The organism is Micromonospora antibiotica (genome assembly GCF_017599305.1).
Classification (GTDB): domain Bacteria; phylum Actinomycetota; class Actinomycetes; order Mycobacteriales; family Micromonosporaceae; genus Micromonospora; species Micromonospora antibiotica.
Window position 1 is genome coordinate 145,703 of the sequence record NZ_JAGFWR010000005.1, and the last position, 17,981, is coordinate 163,683.

Annotated in this window: 12 protein-coding genes; 4 read left to right on the plus strand and 8 right to left on the minus strand. The window is 69.5% G+C overall.

The annotated features are described in order from the left end of the window. Nucleotides 1-52 precede the first annotated feature (52 nt). Together JQN83_RS12495 and JQN83_RS12500 are read right to left on the minus strand one after the other, a co-directional pair. On the minus strand, nt 53-1,939 hold the full coding sequence (locus JQN83_RS12495) for an acetolactate synthase large subunit (protein WP_208567279.1): 1,887 nt from the start codon (nt 1,937-1,939) through the stop codon (nt 53-55). A gap of 239 nt (nt 1,940-2,178) precedes the next feature. Next, nucleotides 2,179-4,590: a putative bifunctional diguanylate cyclase/phosphodiesterase gene (locus JQN83_RS12500; protein ID WP_208567280.1), complete on the minus strand. Its 2,412-nt coding sequence runs from the start codon at nt 4,588-4,590 to the stop codon at nt 2,179-2,181. A gap of 110 nt (nt 4,591-4,700) precedes the next feature. On the opposite strand from JQN83_RS12500, the gene ilvD reads away from it, so the two are divergent. After that, entirely contained in the window at nt 4,701-6,548 is a 1,848-nt protein-coding gene (gene ilvD, locus JQN83_RS12505) for a dihydroxy-acid dehydratase (RefSeq protein WP_208567281.1), read from the plus strand. A gap of 88 nt (nt 6,549-6,636) precedes the next feature. On the opposite strand, the gene JQN83_RS12510 is transcribed toward ilvD, so the two are convergent. Continuing rightward, nucleotides 6,637-6,906, minus strand: a complete 270-nt coding sequence (locus JQN83_RS12510) for a hypothetical protein (RefSeq protein WP_244252302.1) — start codon at nt 6,904-6,906, stop codon at nt 6,637-6,639. On the opposite strand from JQN83_RS12510, the gene JQN83_RS12515 reads away from it, so the two are divergent. Together JQN83_RS12515 and JQN83_RS12520 are read left to right on the plus strand one after the other, a co-directional pair. Beyond that, nucleotides 6,905-7,606: a DUF5753 domain-containing protein gene (locus JQN83_RS12515; protein ID WP_244252303.1), complete on the plus strand. Its 702-nt coding sequence runs from the start codon at nt 6,905-6,907 to the stop codon at nt 7,604-7,606. The two genes, JQN83_RS12510 and JQN83_RS12515, sit on opposite strands and share 2 nt — an antisense overlap. Then, the gene (locus JQN83_RS12520; RefSeq protein ID WP_208567283.1) at nt 7,599-7,793 is read left to right on the plus strand and encodes a DUF397 domain-containing protein; all 195 of its coding nucleotides are present in this window, start codon (nt 7,599-7,601) and stop codon (nt 7,791-7,793) included. The genes JQN83_RS12515 and JQN83_RS12520 overlap by 8 nt, the downstream gene beginning before the upstream one ends. A 51-nt stretch (nt 7,794-7,844) precedes the next feature. Here JQN83_RS12520 and JQN83_RS12525 read toward each other — a convergent pair whose 3' ends face one another. From JQN83_RS12525 to JQN83_RS12540, 4 genes are read right to left on the minus strand one after another with little or no spacing between them, the layout of a single operon-like run. Beyond that, nucleotides 7,845-10,775 (minus strand): type I restriction endonuclease subunit R, encoded by a 2,931-nt coding sequence (locus tag JQN83_RS12525; RefSeq protein ID WP_208567284.1) that lies wholly within the window; start codon nt 10,773-10,775, stop codon nt 7,845-7,847. After that, nucleotides 10,772-12,010 carry a restriction endonuclease subunit S gene (locus JQN83_RS12530; protein WP_208567285.1) on the minus strand — a complete coding sequence of 413 codons (1,239 nt, stop codon included), beginning with the start codon at nt 12,008-12,010 and terminating at the stop codon, nt 10,772-10,774. The genes JQN83_RS12525 and JQN83_RS12530 overlap by 4 nt, the downstream gene beginning before the upstream one ends. Continuing rightward, the gene (locus JQN83_RS12535) at nt 12,007-13,500 is read right to left on the minus strand and encodes a type I restriction-modification system subunit M (protein ID WP_208567286.1); all 1,494 of its coding nucleotides are present in this window, start codon (nt 13,498-13,500) and stop codon (nt 12,007-12,009) included. Before JQN83_RS12535 ends, JQN83_RS12530 begins: the two co-directional genes overlap by 4 nt. Beyond that, entirely contained in the window at nt 13,497-14,999 is a 1,503-nt protein-coding gene (locus JQN83_RS12540; protein ID WP_244252304.1) for a type I restriction-modification system subunit M, read from the minus strand. The genes JQN83_RS12535 and JQN83_RS12540 overlap by 4 nt, the downstream gene beginning before the upstream one ends. Nucleotides 15,000-15,485: 486 nt before the next feature. Here JQN83_RS12540 and JQN83_RS12545 point away from each other — a divergent pair, with 486 nt between their 5' ends. After that, a complete protein-coding gene (locus tag JQN83_RS12545) occupies nt 15,486-16,883 on the plus strand; it encodes a stress response protein (protein ID WP_208567288.1) in 1,398 nt (465 codons plus the stop codon). A gap of 23 nt (nt 16,884-16,906) precedes the next feature. Here the strand turns inward: JQN83_RS12545 and JQN83_RS34095 are convergent, their stop codons facing one another. After that, nucleotides 16,907-17,968: a helix-turn-helix domain-containing protein gene (locus tag JQN83_RS34095; RefSeq protein WP_208567289.1), complete on the minus strand. Its 1,062-nt coding sequence runs from the start codon at nt 17,966-17,968 to the stop codon at nt 16,907-16,909. Nucleotides 17,969-17,981 lie beyond the last annotated feature (13 nt).

Below are 17,981 nucleotides of genomic sequence, written 5' to 3' on the forward strand. Positions count from 1 at the left end.
TCGCTCGGTCGGGCCGTGCCACCGCACGGTCCCGGGGATTCGGGCACTCATCTCAGATGTCGTCCTCGTCGAACGCCGGGCGGACACCCCGGGCGAACATGATCTCGTCGTTGCTGGTGCCGGCTGCGACCATCGGCCAGACCATCGCGTCCTTGCCGACCGTGAAGTCGATGACCACCGGGGCGTCGGTGATCGCCATCGCCGCCTCGATCGTCTTGTCGACGTCGGCGGCGTTCTCGCAGCGTAGGCCGATGCAGCCGAGCGCCTCGGCCAGCTTGACGAAATCCGGGATACGGTGCTTGTGGGTGCCCAGCTCGGTGTTGGAGTAGCGCCCCTCGTAGAACAGGGTCTGCCACTGCCGGACCATGCCCAGGTTGCCGTTGTTGATCACGGCGATCTTGACCGGGATGCCCTCCAGGGCACAGGTGGCCAGCTCCTGGTTGGTCATCTGGAAGCAGCCGTCGCCGTCCACCGCCCAGACCACCGTGTCCGGCCGGCCGACCTTGGCGCCCATCGCCGCCGGGACGGCGTACCCCATGGTGCCGAGGCCGCCGGAGTTGAGCCAGGTGCCCGGCTTCTCGTACGAGATGAACTGGCTGGCCCACATCTGGTGCTGGCCGACCCCCGCCACGTAGATCGCGTCCGGACCGGCGATCTCGCCCAGCCGCTTGATCACGTACTGCGGGGACAGGGTGCCGTCGGCGGGCTCGTCGTAGCCCAGCGGGTAACGCTCACGCAGGTCGTCGAGCTGGTGCCACCAGTCGCCGAGGTCGGTCCGCCGGCCGGCCTTCTGGTCGGTGGTCACCGCCGCGATCAGCTCCTCGATGACGTGCTTGGCGTCGCCGACGATCGGGACGTCGGCGTGCCGGTTCTTGCCGATCTCGGCCGGGTCGATGTCGGCGTGCACCACCGTCGCGTCCGGGGCGAACGAGTCCAGCTTGCCGGTCACCCGGTCGTCGAACCGGGCGCCGAGCGCCACGATCAGGTCGGCCTTCTGCAGGCCGTAGACCGCGGCGACGGTGCCGTGCATGCCGGGCATGCCCAGGTGCTGGCGGTGCGAGTCGGGGAACGCGCCCAACGCCATCAGCGTGGTCACCACCGGGATGCCGGTCAGCTCGGCGAGCTGGCGCAGCGCCTCGGTCGCGCCGGCCTTGAGCACCCCGCCGCCGACGTAGAGCACCGGCCGGCGGGCGCCGCTCATCAGCCGGGCCGCCTCGCGGATCTGCTTGCCGTGCGGGTGCAGGGTCGGCCGGTAACCGGGCAGGTCCAGCGTCGGCGGCCAGGAGAAGGTCGTCGCCGCCTGGAGGACGTCCTTGGGGATGTCCACCAGCACCGGCCCCGGACGCCCGGTGGCGGCCAGGTGGAACGCCTCGGCGAGGACCTGCGGGATCTCCTCGGCGGTCTGCACCAGGAAGTTGTGCTTGGTGATCGGCAGGGTGATGCCCTGGATGTCCGCCTCCTGGAAGGCGTCGGTGCCGATCGAGGGCCGGGCCACCTGGCCGGTGATCGCGACGATCGGGACGGAGTCCATGTAGGCGTCGGCGATCGGGGTGACCAGGTTCGTCGCGCCCGGCCCGGAGGTGGCGATGCAGACGCCGACCCGGCCGGTGGCCTGCGCGTAGCCGGTGGCGGCGTGCCCGGCGCCCTGCTCGTGCCGGACCAGGATGTGCCGCACCGACGAGTCGTAGAGCGGGTCGTAGGCGGGCAGGATCGCGCCGCCGGGGATGCCGAAGACGACGTCGACGCCGAGGGCCTCCAGCGACCGCACCAGTGAACCGGCGCCGGAGACCGGGACCGGCCCGGACGGCCGTACGGCCGGGGTGGCCGCGGCGGCGGTGCCTCGCGGCGTGGTGGTGGGGTCGGCGTCGCCGGCCGGCTCGGTGACGGTGCGGGCCCGCCGGGCGGAGTGGGCGAGGGTCTCTGGCGTGGGTCTCGTCATGGCGGTTCAGGCCTTCGGCTGGAGTTGGGTGGAGCTGCTACGGCAGGTGCGACAGGGGCGACTACGCGCCCCGGTGGTTCCGACGGCAATAAAAACGGCCCTCGTGCAGATGCACGGGGCCAGCGCACTCTCGACAGCAGGAGAGTGCGCTCAGGTAAGTACTCGCAGCGACCGGTTCGACGACATGGGCCAAGCCTGACGCATCTCACGCGATGAGTCAACTGATCCCACATGTTGGTTCACGAACGGGGGACACCATCCCCGGTAGGGGTCTCGTCAACCGGCCCGGCCTGCGCGGACTCCTCGTACGCGGGGCGTGGTGCGGGCACCGGCGGCGTCGCCGGTGGGTGGGATCGCAGCCGGGGCAGCAGCGGCGATGGGGTGGGTCGACGCGGGGCGGGCGGCGGTGCCGGCGGGGCCGACGCGGGGCGGGCCCCCGGCGAGGTGGCCGCCTCCAGCATCGCCTCCAGGTGCTCGGCCGGCACCCCCCAGCCGAAGAGCGCGCCCTGGCCGAACCGGCACCCGGCGGCGACCACCGCGGCCAGCTCCGTCGGGGTGGTGACCCCCTCGGCGATCACCTCCATGCCCAGCTGGTGACCCAGCCGCATGACGATGTCGACCATCGGGGCGAAGGCCGGCCCGTCCCGCCCCACCGGGCGGACCGGCTCGTGTTCGGCGACCAGACTGTGGTCGATCTTGAGGATGTCGATCGGCAACCGGCGCAGCTGCCCCAGCGACGAGTAGCCCGCCCCGAAGTCGTCCAGCGCGATGCGTACCCCGGTCAGCCGCAGCGCGGTCAGCCGACGGATCAGCTCGTCGAGGTCGGTGGCGACGGCGTGCTCGGTGACCTCCAGCACCAGTCGCTGCGGCGGTACGTGGTGGGCGCGCAGCGCCTCGGCGACCTGCACCACGTACTCCGGGGCGTGCAGCTCGCGCGGGGAGACGTTGACCGAGACCCAGACGTCGTGGCCGTCGGCGAGCCACCGGGACAGCTGCCAGCACGCCTGGTGCAGCACCCAGGCTCCCAGCTTGGCGATCATCCCGCACTCCTCGGCCAGCGGGATGAACTCGTCCGGCCGGATGTTGCCCAGCTCGGGGTGGCGCCAGCGCAGCAGAGCCTCGGCGCCCACCGGCCGGACCGAGGGCAGCGACGCCACCGGCTGGAAGGCCAGCCGCAACTCGTCGCGCTCGATCGCGCCGCGCATCTCGTGCTCCAGCCGGGTCCGCCGGGTCAGCAGTTGGTCGTAGCTGCCGTCGTAGCGCTCGATGCGGTTCTTGCCGCGTTGCTTGGCGTAGCGCAGGGCCAGGTCGGCGTGGCGCAGCAGGCCGACCACGTCCGGGTCGCCGCCCTGGCCGGCCACCCCGATGCTGACCGAGAGGAAGACCGCCCCGCCCGCCTGGTCGTACGGCCGGCCGAGGACCCCCAGCAACCGCTCGGCCACCACGTCCGCGTCGGCCGGGCGGCCCCGCATCAGCACCGCGAACTCGTCCCCACCGAGCCGGGCGGCCAGGTCACCGGGGCGCAGGTTGCTCCGCAGCCGCCGACCCACCTCGGCGAGCACCATGTCGCCGACGTCGTGGCCGCGCATGTCGTTGACGTTCTTGAAACCGTCCAGGTCGAGCCCGAGCAGCACGCAGTCGCCCCCCTCGGCGGCGCAGCGCTGCATCTCCCGCAGCAGGCCACGCCGGTTGGCGAGGGTGGTCAGCGGGTCGGTGTGGGCCAGTTCACGAAAATGCGCCTCCCGTTCGGCCAGCCGGCCGGCATAGCGGCGCACGTCGTTGAGGGTGAGGTACTGCCGGGTGACCAGCGCGAACCCCTCCAGGCTGCCGGCGACGATGCCCAGCGCGTCGAACCGGCCCCCCTGCATCAGGTGGTACATCGCCGAGCCGGCCATCGCGACCATCGGGATGAAGGCGTACTCCCCGTCGCGGCGGATCAGGTCGATGTCGACCTGGCCGGGGGCGTCGACCCGGTGCACGGCGAACGCCCCGGCGAGCAGGCCCACGGCGAGCAGCGCCATCCCGGTCACCGCCATCGCCGAGCCGCCCTGGCAGACCCCGGCGGCCACCACGAGACCACCGGTGGCGGTCGCGGTGATGCCGGTGCCGAGCACGGCCAGGCGGGTCCGGGGGCCGTCGGCGCGGGCCACCACCATGCCGGTGAGGCCGGCGGTGATCGCCGCGGTCACCGAGGCGAGCAGGATCGCCGGGCAGGCGCTCGGCGTTGCCGGCCCGAGCAGCCGGGTCGGCTCCGACAGGAGCACCCAGCCGACGAACCAGATCGAGGTGGCCACGACCAGCCCGTCGAGCAGCAGCCGGGCGGCGGCGGCCCGGGCCACCATCGCACCGGGCAGCCGGAGCAGCCCGGCGCAGAACGCCAGCCCGGTCAGCGCGGTGCCGCCGGCGATCACCGACGCCCAGCCCGGGTGCCGCCCACGCTGGTGCGCCCCGTGCTCGGTCGCGCCGAGCAGCGCGACGCCGCCCGCGACCAGGGTGGCCAGGGCGACGGCGGCGGCCAGGGCGAACAGCAGGTGTGCCTGGCGGTGCGGCCCGCCGCGACGCCGGGCCGAATCGGCCAGCAGTGCGGTGGCGGCGGCGGCCAGCAGGCCACTCAACACCGCCACGGCGACCATGCCCGGGGGTAAACGCACGACCACAACTGTGCCGGATCGGCGTCGGCCACGGGGTACCGGGTGTGCAACTGTTGGGACACGGCGCGCGCGGTGGTTGCCGCCCGCCGGACGGTGCAAGACTGGTACCCATGCCTGAGCTGCGGTCGAGGACCTCCACCCACGGTCGGACGATGGCCGGCGCCCGGGCCCTCTGGCGGGCCACCGGGATGACCGACGACGACTTCGGTAAGCCGATCGTCGCCATCGCGAACAGTTTCACCCAGTTCGTCCCCGGCCACGTACACCTCAAGGACATGGGTGGCCTGGTCGCGGACGCGGTGGCCGAGGCCGGCGGGGTGGGGCGCGAGTTCAACACCATCGCGGTGGACGACGGCATCGCCATGGGCCACGGCGGGATGCTCTACTCGCTGCCCAGCCGGGAGCTGATCGCCGACGCGGTCGAATACATGGTCAACGCGCACTGCGCCGATGCCCTGGTCTGCATCTCCAACTGCGACAAGATCACCCCGGGGATGTTGCTGGCCGCGCTGCGGCTCAACATCCCGACGGTCTTCGTCTCCGGCGGCCCGATGGAGGCCGGCAAGACGGTCGCGATCGAGGGCGTGGTGCACTCCAAGATCGACCTGATCGACGCGATGATCGCCTCCTCCAACGAGGCCGTCACCGACGACCAGCTCGGCGAGATCGAGCGCTCCGCCTGCCCGACCTGCGGCTCCTGCTCCGGCATGTTCACCGCCAACTCGATGAACTGCCTCACCGAGGCGATCGGCCTGGCCCTGCCCGGCAACGGCTCGACGCTGGCCACCCACGCCGCGCGCCGGTCGCTCTTCGTCGAGGCCGGCCGCACCGTCGTCGACATCGCCAAGCGGTGGTACGACCACGACGACGCCTCCGTGCTGCCCCGCAACGTCGCCAACCGCAAGGCGTTCGACAACGCGGTCGCCCTCGACGTGGCGATGGGCGGGTCGACCAACACGATCCTGCACCTGCTCGCCGCCGCCCGTGAGGCCGAACTCGACTTCACCGTCGCCGACATCGACGCCGTCTCCCGGCGAGTGCCCTGCCTGGCCAAGGTCGCCCCGAACTCGCCGAACTACCACATGGAGGACGTGCACCGGGCGGGCGGCATCCCGGCCATCCTCGGTGAGCTGGACCGCGCCGGGCTGCTGCACCGCGACGTGCACGCCGTGCACTCCCCCTCACTGGCCCAGTGGCTCACCGACTGGGACGTCCGGAGCGGCTCCCCCACCCCGGAGGCGGTCGAGCTGTTCCACGCCGCGCCCGGCGGGGTGCGCACCGTCGAACCGTTCTCCACCACCAACCGCTGGTCCACCCTGGACACCGACGCCGCGCAGGGGTGCGTGCGGGACCGCGAGCACGCCTACAGCGCCGACGGTGGGCTGGCCATCCTGCACGGCAACCTCGCGCCCGACGGTTGCGTGGTCAAGACCGCCGGCGTGCCCGACGAGTGCCTGACCTTCCGGGGCCCGGCCAAGGTCTACGAGTCGCAGGACGACGCGGTCTCGGCGATCCTCGCCAAGGAGATCGTCGCCGGGGACGTCGTGGTGATCCGCTACGAGGGCCCGAAGGGCGGCCCCGGCATGCAGGAGATGCTCTACCCCACCTCGTTCCTCAAAGGGCGCGGGCTGGGCCGGTCGTGTGCGCTGCTCACCGACGGCCGGTTCTCCGGCGGCACCTCCGGGCTGTCCATCGGGCACGCCTCCCCCGAGGCGGCCTCCGGTGGGCTGATCGCCCTCGTCGAGCCCGGCGACGAGATCGTCATCGACATCCCGGCCCGGTCCATCGAGCTGAACGTGCCCGACGACGTGCTGGAGGCCCGCCGGGTGGCGCAGGAGAAGCGGGACCGGCCCTACACCCCGCTCGACCGGCAACGCCCGGTGTCCGCCGCCCTGCGCGCGTACGCCTCGATGGCCACCTCGGCCAGCGACGGCGCGTACCGCCGCGTGCCCGAGTAGTCCGGCCCGGCCGGCCCACGTCGCCTCGGGGGCGAGGTGGCGGTATCCCCCACGCGAGGACACCGCCACCTCGCCCCCGCCGCGCCGATCAACCCTCGACCGCGCACACCGTCAGGTCGAATATCGGCTCCTCGATCGCCTTGAGCAGGGGTCGGGACGCCGCGTGTTCGGGATTGACGTGCCGGCCGAGCACCACGACACCTACCGACGAGGCACGGGAGATCTTCAGCGCATGTGCGAGCGACTGCGCCCGGGAACCAGTCGTCCAGGTGTCGTCGAGGACCAGGGGCAGCCGGCAGAAGGTGTGGCGCATCGAGAGCGGGCTCGGCTCGGCACGCAGCATCGACGTCCGGGCCATGTGCGAGCTGTACCGGGCCAAGAACGAGCTGACCCGGGCGCTGATCGCACTGGCCGGCGAGACAAGGGCGAAAGGCTGGTGGCACGCGTACGGCGACGCCATTCCCGACTGGTTCGAGTTGTACGTCGGCCTCGAATCCGCCGCATCCCACATCCGGCGATACGACGAGGCGTTGATTCTGGGGCTGTTCCAGACGCGCGGCTACGCGCTCGCCGTCTATCAGCACCGCGAGGAGGTGACCGAGGACGAGCGCGAGCGCTTGGTCCAGGTGCGGCTTCAGCGGCAGTTCCTGCTCACCCGCCGACTGCCGGTGGCACCCCGGCTGGAAGCCGTGATCTCCGAGGCCACACTGCTGCGGATCGTAGGCGACCGCCCGACCATGGCCGCCCAACTGCGCCACCTGCTCGACGTCGGCGAGCGGGACCGGGTCGGCATCCGGGTCCTGCCGCTCTCGGTCGGCCTGCACCGGGGCGTCGAGGCCGGCACCTTCGTCATGCTGGAGTTTCCGCTCGGCAACCGGGCGACGCCCGACCCGCCGGTGGTATACAGCGAATCCTGGACCGGGGCGCTCTACCTCGACCGACCAGACGAGTTCGCAGCCTATGAGAAGGTGTGGTCGAGCCTGGATCAACTCGCCCTCGATGAAGGACAATCAAGAAATCTGATCAACAAGATCGCCACGGAGGTCCACCATGGCTGATCTGAGCGGTGCGCACTGGCGCAAGAGCACCCGCAGCGGCGGCAACGGCGGTGAGTGCGTCGAGGTCGCCGATAACCTGCCCGGCATCGTCGCCGTCCGCGACAGCAAGGACCCTACCGGCCCTGCCCTCACCTTCATCCCCGCCGCCTGGGCCACCTTCACCGGCCAGGTCGGGCGCACCCGTTGACGGCAGTCGGGTGGGGCGGGCGTCTGACCCGCCGCACCCGGCAAGCCGCTGTCAGTAGTACTCGCGGATGTAGCCGAGGGCCCGCTCGTACACATCGGGGTCACGGATCTTGAACTTGATGTAGAGGGTCTTGCGGAGGGCCTGCTGGACCAGGCGGTCGCCGTCGCGGGTGTCCTGCCAGCCGGTGAACCGCACCGCCCGCACGACCTCGTCGACCTCGGCGACGATGCGCTCGGCGATGATCGGGGTTCCGCTGCCCTTGAGGGACTGGAACAGCTCCGTCAGGGCCGCCTTGCCCTGGTCCTCGCGGGGGACCTCGGCGGCTTCCTTCTCTGCGGCCACGGTGTCCTTGGCCAGGAGGAACAGTTCCTTGAGAAACTCCAGGCTGGCCTGCTGGGAGTGCGCGTACTTCTCCCGCAGGGCCGTAAGTCGCTTGCCGAGTTCGATGAAGACAGGATTACCGAGGTGCCTGGCGATGCGGGCGGTAATCCACTTTTCGACCTCGACGGGGTCGACGTCCGTCGGCCGGCCCGACATCAGGTCCTCGATCACCTGGGCGTCCAGGACGATCGTGTCGAGGTCGGTGCGGGGCACCTCAACGGTGACGTGCGCGTTGATGAGTTCCAGGGTTTTCGCGCCGAGGGTGTGCCATACCAGCCGGCCGGCGACGTCCGCCGGCCGCACCGACTCGTAGACGTCGGTGAGCCACCGGTAGTCGGTTTGGTGGGTCGAGAGGATCGGGTCGGGGCTGAGGGTCTCCCAGAGTTGGGCGACGACGCTGAATGCCTGGCCGAAGGCGTCGCGGGCCGCGTCGCCGCTGATCGCGGTCTGCGCGGCGATGAGCCCTTCGTAGCCGCCCACGGTCCGGTCGACGCCGGGAAAGAAGGCCAGTGCGGCCTGGATGGCCGGGCCGAGCTGACCGCGCAGCACGTCGATGTTGCTGACGACCTGCTGGACGCTTTTTTCGTCGAAGGCGAACGCCTTGGCGACGTCGTCGAAGATGCCCAGGTAGTCGACGATCAGACCGTGTGTCTTGCTCGGCGGGTAGACCCGGTTGGTGCGGGTGATCGCCTGGAGCAGGTTGTGCTCCTTGAGCGGCTTGTCGACGTACTGCGCGTAGAGGATCGGCGCGTCGAAGCCGGTGAGCAGCTTGGCCGTCACGATGATGATCTTCAGCGGGTCGGCCGGGTCGTTGAACCGGGCGGTGATCCGCTCCAACTCGACCCGGTCGGGGGTGTATTCCTTCCATGCCTTCGGGTCCCGCGCGCTGTGGCTCATGACCACGGTGGAGGCGTCAGGGCCGAGGAGCTTGTCGAGTTCCGCCTTGTAGGCGACACAGGTCGGCTTGTCGTAGACCACCACCTGTGCCTTGAAGCCCTGCGGCTCGACCTTGGCCCGGAAGTGCCCGGCGATGTCGGCGGCAATCCTGCGGACCCGCCCGTCGGCCTTGATCAGCGACTCCAACGAGGCGGCCCGCCGCGACAGCGTGCTCTTGTCGGCCTCGGTCAGCCCATGCTGTTCGGCCAGTTCCGCGAACGCGGCGTCGATCGCCGCCGCGTCGAGGTGGATCTCCGAAAGACGCGGCTCGAAGTGCAGCGGCAGTGTCGCCCCGTCCCGGATCGAGTCCTGGAACGAGTACCGCGACAGGTAACCACCGTCGTCCAAAGTGGACCCAAACCACATAAAAGTATTGCGGTCGCGCTTGTTGATGGGAGTGCCGGTCAGACCGAACAGGAACGCGTTCGGCAGCGCCTCGCGCATCTTGCGTCCGTAGTCACCCTCCTGGGAACGGTGGGCCTCGTCGACCATGACGATGATGTTGTCGCGGTCGTCCAGCACCCCGGGTGCCTCGCCGAACTTGTGCACGGTGGTGATGATGACCTTGCGCGCCCCCGCACCGAGGAGGGCCTGCAACTCTCGACGGCTGTCGGTGGAGACGAGGTTCGGCACGTCGGAGGCGTTGAACGTGCCGGTGATCTGCGTGTCCAGGTCGATTCGGTCAACCACGATGATCACAGTCGGGTTCGTCAGCCCGGCCGTGGCCCGCAGCTTCTGCGCGGTGAACACCATGAGCAGCGACTTGCCCGAACCCTGGAAGTGCCAGATCAGGCCCTGCTTGATCTCGCCGGTCAGCACCCGCTCGACGATCAGGTTCGTTGCCTGGAACTGCTGGAAGCGGGCGATGATCTTGATCTTGCGGTGCTTCTTGTCCGTGGCGAACACCGTAAAGAACCGCAGGAAGTCCAACACCGCCGCCGGGCTGAGCACGCCCTTGACGGCCTCGCGCACCGCCGCCAGGCCGCTTGGTGCCGGGACGTCATCGTCGGATTCCTCCCGCCACGGACCCCACAGGTCGACGGTCATGCCGACCGAGCCGTAGCGGAAGTCCTTGCCCTCGGTAGCGAAGTTGAACACGTTCGGCACGAAGAAGGCGGGGACGTTGACCTCGTAGTCCTCGTTGATCTGCGCCGCCGCGTCGATCCAGGTGTACGCCGGCCGGACCGGCGACTTCGCCTCACCCACCACCAGCGGGAAGCCGTTGCACCACAGCACCAGGTCGAAGCGGCGCTCCACCCGCCCGACCTTGTACGTCACCTCCGTGGAGATCATCCACTGGTTGGCGCTCGGTTCCGGGTTGTCGAAGTCGACGAGCCGGACCGTGACGTGCTCCCCGGCCGGGCCGAACGGCATCGACTTCTGCCCGGTCAGCCACGCGGCGAACTCCTCGTTGGCCACCACCGGATTCGGCGTTCGCCGGGCGGACAGGATGATCGCCCGCAGATGATGGATGACCTCGTCCGCCCGCCGGGGATCGGCCTCGATCGCCGGGTTCAACCGCCGCAGCGCCTCCGTGACCGGCCCCTCCAGCAACACCTCGTCCGCCCGACGCGGCAACTCCCTGCCGGCCACGAACTGAGTGTCGGTAGACGTGACAAGATCCCGCAAAAAGTCCCGGACCGCGTTTGCCTCGGTGAACGTCACCGCCCACCTCGGAAGATGTCAGCGAGAAGCGCCCTACGGGAGACCGTCAGAGAAGCGCTATTTTTTTCGCTTTTATGAATTGCTCCCTGAATCAGCGCCAGCAAATCGAGTATCTGCTTCTGCTCGCCGACCGGCGGGAGAGGGAAATCAAACCTCTCGACATCCCGTTTAGTAATATTTGGATCCTTTCGAGAGCTGGCTGCAACCTTTCGCCACTTGGATCTGCCAGCCTTGAGGACCTCGTGCATGAACTGAGGAAGCACCTCCTTCCGCAGATCAAGCAAGGCGCTCACCGCCTGATTGGTGGCCGCGTCGACACCCAGTCGAGCGGTGCGCCCGATCTGACCGAATCCGCCGTACATTGCAACAAGAACGGTACCCTCCGGCAGGACCACGGCAGACGTTTCCGACACCGCCGAATCAGTGATCCGCTCGTCGGTAACCAATATTACCGACTCGTTCAGGTCGAGGGTCTTCACCCACGGGATAGTTCCGCCGTCAAAATATCTGGCCTGCTGTGAGCGACTAGGAGTAGCACCGGATCGAACGGTACTCACGTCGCTGACAGTTGCCGCCGTCCAACCCTTCGGCACGTTCCGAGTCCAAAAATCAGCAGCGTCGAGGGGAACGGCAGCCGTACGCCACGGTCCATTCGGCCCAACAGTCAGCAATGCCAAACGCGCCTGTAGATATGCCTCCTTGAGGACGCCCCGGACCTGTCGAACGGCGCCAAGATGGCGTTCAACGGCCCAGAGAAGCCTCACAAGATGCTGCTGCTCGTCGACCGAAGGCAACTCGAACTCGTAGTTGGCCAGGTCCCGCCAGTTCGTGCGCGGCGACAGCGAGCCAGCCGACGTGCCCAGGGCATGATCATAGAATCCTTCACTCCGCACAAGAAAGGGCAGAAGTTCGGGCAGGAGCTGGGTATCGTCCGCCTCAAAGACGAGAATATCCCCAGAGGTGATGGCGTCGAACTCGGCAAAGGCAGCTTTACGCTGGTAGGCGCGGCGCTTGCCGAACAGGGTCTGCCCGGGCCGGACACGACGGGTGAAGGTGCTGCCGTCCTCGACAGTGCCCCAACGGCTGATCCTCAACTCACCGGGGTCGAGGTGCTCCATGGCAATCACGCGGTCGATCCCGGCAGCTTCGGCGTCTCGCACAGTGACGTTCAGGTTCCTGACCACGTCACCGAAGGCCACCCGCTTCCAGCTGCCCCTGTCGAGGTTGAGGGTCACGGGGCTACCTCCTGTCGCAGCAGTGCGAGTACGCCGTCAAGCGCGGCATCGGCTTCCGTGGCAGCGGCTCGCCATACGGTCAGTCCCTCAGTGACGCTCGTCCGCTCGTCCTCATGAGCCGTAGCATTGGGAACAACGTAGAGCGGGATCGCCAGACTGTACTGCTTGTCGGCAATCTGGTCGAGACTCGCGACAGTCGCAAATCCTCCGTCGCCTACGAATGCCTCGTATGCGGCAAGGATTCTATCCTGATGCTGCACGCGCAGAAACGACTGCGCCCGTTCGCGGGTGACCTCGTTGACCGCGTTGATGAAGAGAACTTTGCCGCGTTGCTCGGCGGACTTACTGGCGCGCAGCGTGACCACCACGGCCTCCATGGGCGAGTTGTAGAACAGCCCGGCTCCGAGTCCGATGACGGCTTCCAGCAGGTCGGACCGCACCAACTTCTCGCGCAGAGCCGCCTCTTCCCGGCGGAACAGCACGCCGTGCGGGAAGAGGATCGCGGCGCGGCCGGTCCTCTGGTCGAGGCTGGCGGCGATGTGCTGGAAGAAGGCGTAGTCGGCGCGGCCCTGCGGCGGAACGCCCCACATGTTTCGGCCGTACGGGTCGTTGGTGAACGCGGTGCGGTTCCACGCCTTGATGGAGTACGGCGGGTTGGCCAGCACCACGTCGAAGGTCCTCAGCTGACCACCACGATCGAGGAAGGCGGGCTTGGTGAGCGTGTCGCCGTGCGCGACGTGGCCGTCGGCGATGCCGTGCAGGAACAGGTTCATCCGGGCGATGGCCGACGTGCCGTAGTTGAGTTCCTGCCCGTACAGGCGCAGGTTGCGCCACTCCTTGCCCTGGCGGCGCAGCTCGGCGGCGGTGGAGATGAGCATGCCACCGGTGCCGCAGGTCGGGTCGTAGACCGACTCCCCCGGCTCGGGCCTGAGCATCATCGTCATCAGGTGGACGAGGGTGCGGTTGGTGTAGAACTCCTGCGCGGTGTGGCCGGAGTCGTCGGCGAACTTCTTGATGAGGTACTCGTACCCCTGACCGAGTTCGTCCTCGGGCAGGTTGGCCACCGTGAGCGTCTTGGTGGAGAAGTGCTCGACGAGCTGCTTGATGGTCGCGTCGGGGAGCAGATTCTTGTTGCCCCAGTCGCCGTCGCCGAAGACACCGGCAAGAGTGTCCGGGTTGGCCGACTCGATCGCCCGCATGGCGGTGAGGATCGCCGCGCCCACGTCGCCCGTGACCTTGCGGACGTCCTGCCAGTGGGCACCGTCGGGGATGGCGAAACGGTGGTTCTCCGGCAGGTCGGCCAACTCGTCGTCACCGTAGACCTTCAGCGCGGCTGCATGCTCCTCGTCGTAGACGTCGGAGAGCCGCTTGAGGAAGACCAGCGGGAAGATGTACTGCTTGTAGTCGCCGGCATCGATGAGGCCACGCAGCACGACGGCTGCGCCCCACAGGTACGACTCCAGTTCGCGCTGGGTGATGCGGGCGCTCACGCCGTCACCTCCGCCGGGGCGAGGCCCCACCGGGCGAGTTCGGCTTCCAACGCGGCGCGGGTCTCCCGGGCAGCGGCGTGGGCCGCTTCGAGGTCGGTCAGGGCCTGCTCCAGGGTCGGCTGGTCGCCCCCGTCGGCGGGGGCGACGTACAGCGGGATGTTGAGGTTGTAGCCGTGGGCCCGGATGTCGTCGAGCGTGGCAACCGCCGCCAGGCCGGGCGCATCGGCGAACTCCCGGCAGGCGCGCAGCAGGATGTCGGCGTGCCCGGGTTCGAGGGTGTTCTGGTTACGGCCGCGCTTGAACAGCGTCTCGCCGTTGACGAACAGCACCCTGCCTTTGCGCTCGTCGGCCTTGCGGCGGCGCAGGATGAGCACGCAGGCGGCGAGGCCGGTGCCATAGAAGAGATTCGGTGCGAGACCGATCACGGCCTCGACCAGGTCCGCCTTCAGGACGAACTCACGGATGCGCCCCTCGGCACCCTGGCGGAACAACGCGCCCTGCGGCAGCACGACGGCGACCCGACCGGTCCCGGGCGACGCCGAGTCGATCATGTGCTGGACCCAGGCCCAGTCGGCATAACCCTTGGGCGGTACTCCCCCCAGGCGGTTGCGGCCCCACGGGTCGGTGCCCCAGGCCACGTCGCCCCAGTTCTTGAGGGAGAACGGCGGGTTGGCGATGACACAGTCGAACTGGGCGAGGCGCGAGCCGTCGTAGAAGGCCGGCGAACGGAGCGTGTCCTCCTGGGCGATCTTGAAGTCCTCGACGCCGTGCAGGAGCAGGTTCATCTTGGCGAGGCCGGAGGTGGCGAGCACCTTCTCCTGACCGAACAGCTTGCCCCAGAGGGTCTGCGGCCGGCCACCCTGGCGCTTCACGTGCTCGATGACCTCGATGAGCATGCCGCCCGTGCCGCACGCCGGGTCGTAGACCGTCTCACCCTCCTGCGGGTCGAGGATGTCGACGAGCAGCTTCACCACCGGGCGCGGGGTGTAGTACTCGCCGGCCTTCTTGTTGGACTGGTCCGCGAACCGCTTGATGAGATATTCGTACGCCTGCCCGAACACGTCCGGTGCGACGACCGCGTTGCTCAACGTCCTGGTCGAGAAGTGCTCGATGAGATCGCGCAGCTTGGCGTCGGGCAGCTTGTCCTTGTTCGTCCAGGCGGCGCTGCCGAAGATGCCGTACAGCACGTCCGGGTTGGCCTTCTCGATCGCCCGGAAGGCGGTCACCAGGGCCTGCCCCACATTCTGGGTGCGGGCACGCACGTCTTCCCAGAGGCTGCCCTCCGGAATGCCGAAACGGTGGTTCTCGGCGAACGACGCGTACTCGTGGTCACCGTCCGACTCCGCGAGCGCCCGCTCATACTCCTCGGTGTAGGCGTCGCTGATCCGCTTGAAGAACACCAGCGGGAAGATGTACGCCTTGAAGTCCGCCTGGTCGATGCTGCCGCGCAGCAGATCAGCAGCCCTGGCCAGATATTGCTCCAGCTCAGACAGGCTCAACGGGACGGCCAGTGTGTCCCGGGCGGACACGGGGGGTCGCGCGAATCGGTCGGTCATGACAGGTACCCGTTCACGGTCATACTCGGTGGTGTCTCCTCACGGGCCGCGTGCTGGCGCTCGCGCCGGTCCCACCGTAGTCGCAACTATGCACAGCGAGAGTTCCCGCCCGAGCGAGTTCTGCGTGCTGTCAGGCGGCTCCCGCGTTCCCAGCATCGGCCAGCCAGAGCAGCGCCCTTCTGGCCGCCCCGACTCGTCGAGCCAACATCCAGCTCGCGGACCGGCCGCAGTCGACTACCTGACAAAAGTGCCGTCAAGGACCGAAGCGGCGATGTCGACATCGCCGTTCGACAGCCGCTGACAGCCGGGCGGATCGGCTGCCGTCCGACCCGGCAGCTTCTTCGGTGCGATCGCGCCGACAGTCGCGCCGGTTTCTCCCCGGTTCGCCGAGTAACTTCTCGTACCACCGCCTTCACGAGGAGTCATCGCATGTCCGAGGAGACCTGGCTCGCCGCCCGCCTCATCCCCACCTCAGGCATCAACGGCGCAGAGGAACAGGAACGCCGGGCGACCTCCGCCCTGCTGGCGGTGATGAGCGCGGTACGGGAGTTCGGGCGCGTCCTGACCCAGTCCCTCGGTGCGCCGGCCGGCACGGTGCAGACCTTCATCGAGGTCCCCTTCAAGCTCGGCACCCAGCAACTCTTCCCGGACGGCCTGATCCGCGTCACCCGGGGACAGCGCCAGTGGACCGCCCTGGTGGAGGTCAAGACCGGCAGCAACGTGCTGAAGACCGACCAGCTGGAGGCGTACCTCGACATCGCCCGGGAGCAGGGTTTCGACGCCCTGATCACGATCTCCAACGAGATCGCCCCCGTACCGGGCCAGCACCCGACCGTCGTCGACCGCCGCAAGCTGCGCAAGGTCGCCCTGTACCACCTGCCCTGGTCGGAGATCCTGACCCAGGCGGTGATCCAGAAGGAGTATCGCGGCGTCGCCGACCCGGACCAGGCGTGGGTCCTCGGCGAGCTGATCAGGTATCTGGAACACCCCCGCTCCGGCGCGCTGGAGTTCAGCGACATGGGACCGGCGTGGGTGTCGGTACGCGACGGGGTGTCCGCCGGGACGCTACGGGCCAACGACGGCGGCGCGGCGGAGGTGGCCGGCCGCTTCGACGCGCTGATCCGCTACGCCTGCCTGCGTCTCGGTCGACAGTTGGGCACCGAGGTGACCCCGGCGTTGAGTCGCCGGGACCTGGCCGACCCGGCCGCCCGCACCCAGTCGTTGGTGAACCAACTCGTCACCACCGGCACCCTGACCGGCAGCATCAGGATTCCCGGTGCGGTCGGAGCGCTCCAGGTCATGGCCGACCTGCGGGCTGGGCAGATCGTCTGCCATGTCGACGTGGACGCCCCCCGCTCCGGTCGGCCGACGACGAGGGTGAACTGGTTGGTCCGCCAACTGAAGGACGCGCCGGACACCGTACGGATCGAGGCGTTCGCCATGCACGCCCGGGGCGGCGGGGCCACGGACCTCCTACGTCGGGTCCGCGAGGAGCCCACCACGCTGGTCACCGATCCGTCCCGTGAACTGCGGGCCTTCCGGGTCGCCCAGAGCACCACGGCGGGCACCAAGCGCGGCAGTGGCCGGGGTGCGTTCATCGACTCGGTGCTGCACTCGATCGACGACTTCTACGAGCAGATCATCCAGAACCTCAAACCGTGGATGCCCGCGCCGCCCCGGCTGCGTACCCCCGATGACGTCACCCCTGTGCAGCCGGTGGCCGCCAGTCTCGTCTCCACCGCCATCTCCTCCCAGGACAACCCGGAGTTCGACACCCCGCCCGCAGGGTCCGAGCATCGCGCGGGCGTCGGCCAGCCGGGGGAATGACCGGGACGGCTGCCGGGGCGGGTTCAGGGGATCGGGCGGACCTGGGTGGCACCCCGGTAGCAGCCGGTCCGGGCCGGCGGTGACGTCCAGCCCGCGCCGGTGATCCGCACTTCGGCCCAGACGCAGGTCCGGGTGCTGGTGAGCAGGTTGCCGTAGGCGGAGATGCCGGCGTAGTCGATGGTGAAGTCGTGGCTGCGGGCCGGGGTGTCCCCGTCGGTGACGGCGAGCACCACCCGGGCCGGCCGGGGCACGGTCGGGGTGCCCGCCGGGGCCGGCATGAACCGGGGCCAGCTCGCCCCGCAGACCGGTGAGTATCTCAGCTCCACCAGGCCGATCACCCGCTCGTCGATCAGCACCGCCGCGCTGTCGACGGTGGTGACGGCGGGGTCGGCGGCACACCCGGCGTCCTTGGGGTCCGCCCCGTCGTGCACCCGCAGGGCGGGAGCGGACCCGGTGGGTGTCGGGTCGGACACCCCGGCGGGTTGGCCGGACGTGGCCGAGGTGACCGGTGGTTGGTCGACGGAGCGCCAGCCGATCGAGGCCAGGCCGACGGCGAGCACCATGAGCAGGCCCGCCCCGGCGGCGGGGAGCAGCAGCCGACGATCGGACCGACCGGCCGGCACCGCAAGCGCCGGTCGGCCGTCGGGCGAGGACTCGGCAGCAGGCGAGGACTCAGTAGCGGGCGAGGACTCGACGGCGGGCCGAGGCTCGACGGTAGGCGGGGAACCAGCGACGGGCAGGGGCTCGACGGTGGGCAGGGAATCGGCAGCGGGCGAGGGCTCGGCGGTGCCGGGTTCGCGGTCGTCGGCCGCCGGGTCGGGGGTGCTCGCGGCGACCCGGTGCCAGCGCCGGGCCCAGGCCGCCTCGTCGCCGCCGAGCACCCGGACGTACGCCAGGGTGGTGTCCAGGGTGGGTAGCTTCCGGCCGCCGGCCGCCTCGGACAGCGAGCTGGACGACCGGTGGGCCCGGCGGGCCATCGCCTGGTACGTCGGCCGGCCGGCCCGGTCGCGCAGGCTGCGCAGCTCGGCGGCGAACGCCTGCACCGGGTCGGCGTCGGGATCGAGCGGGCGCTCCGTCCGGGCCACCGTGACTCCTCGG

Bases quoted from the DNA above. Each gene is read 5' to 3' on its own strand.
- JQN83_RS12495 (WP_208567279.1), bottom strand. From the start codon at position 1,939: ATGACGAGACCCACGCCAGAGACCCTCGCCCACTCCGCCCGGCGGGCC.
- ilvD (WP_208567281.1), top strand. From the start codon at position 4,701: ATGCCTGAGCTGCGGTCGAGGACCTCCACCCACGGTCGGACGATGGCC.
- JQN83_RS12515 (WP_244252303.1), top strand. From the start codon at position 6,905: ATGTGCGAGCTGTACCGGGCCAAGAACGAGCTGACCCGGGCGCTGATC.
- JQN83_RS12510 (WP_244252302.1), bottom strand. From the start codon at position 6,906: ATGGCCCGGACGTCGATGCTGCGTGCCGAGCCGAGCCCGCTCTCGATG.
- JQN83_RS12520 (WP_208567283.1), top strand. From the start codon at position 7,599: ATGGCTGATCTGAGCGGTGCGCACTGGCGCAAGAGCACCCGCAGCGGC.
- JQN83_RS12545 (WP_208567288.1), top strand. From the start codon at position 15,486: ATGTCCGAGGAGACCTGGCTCGCCGCCCGCCTCATCCCCACCTCAGGC.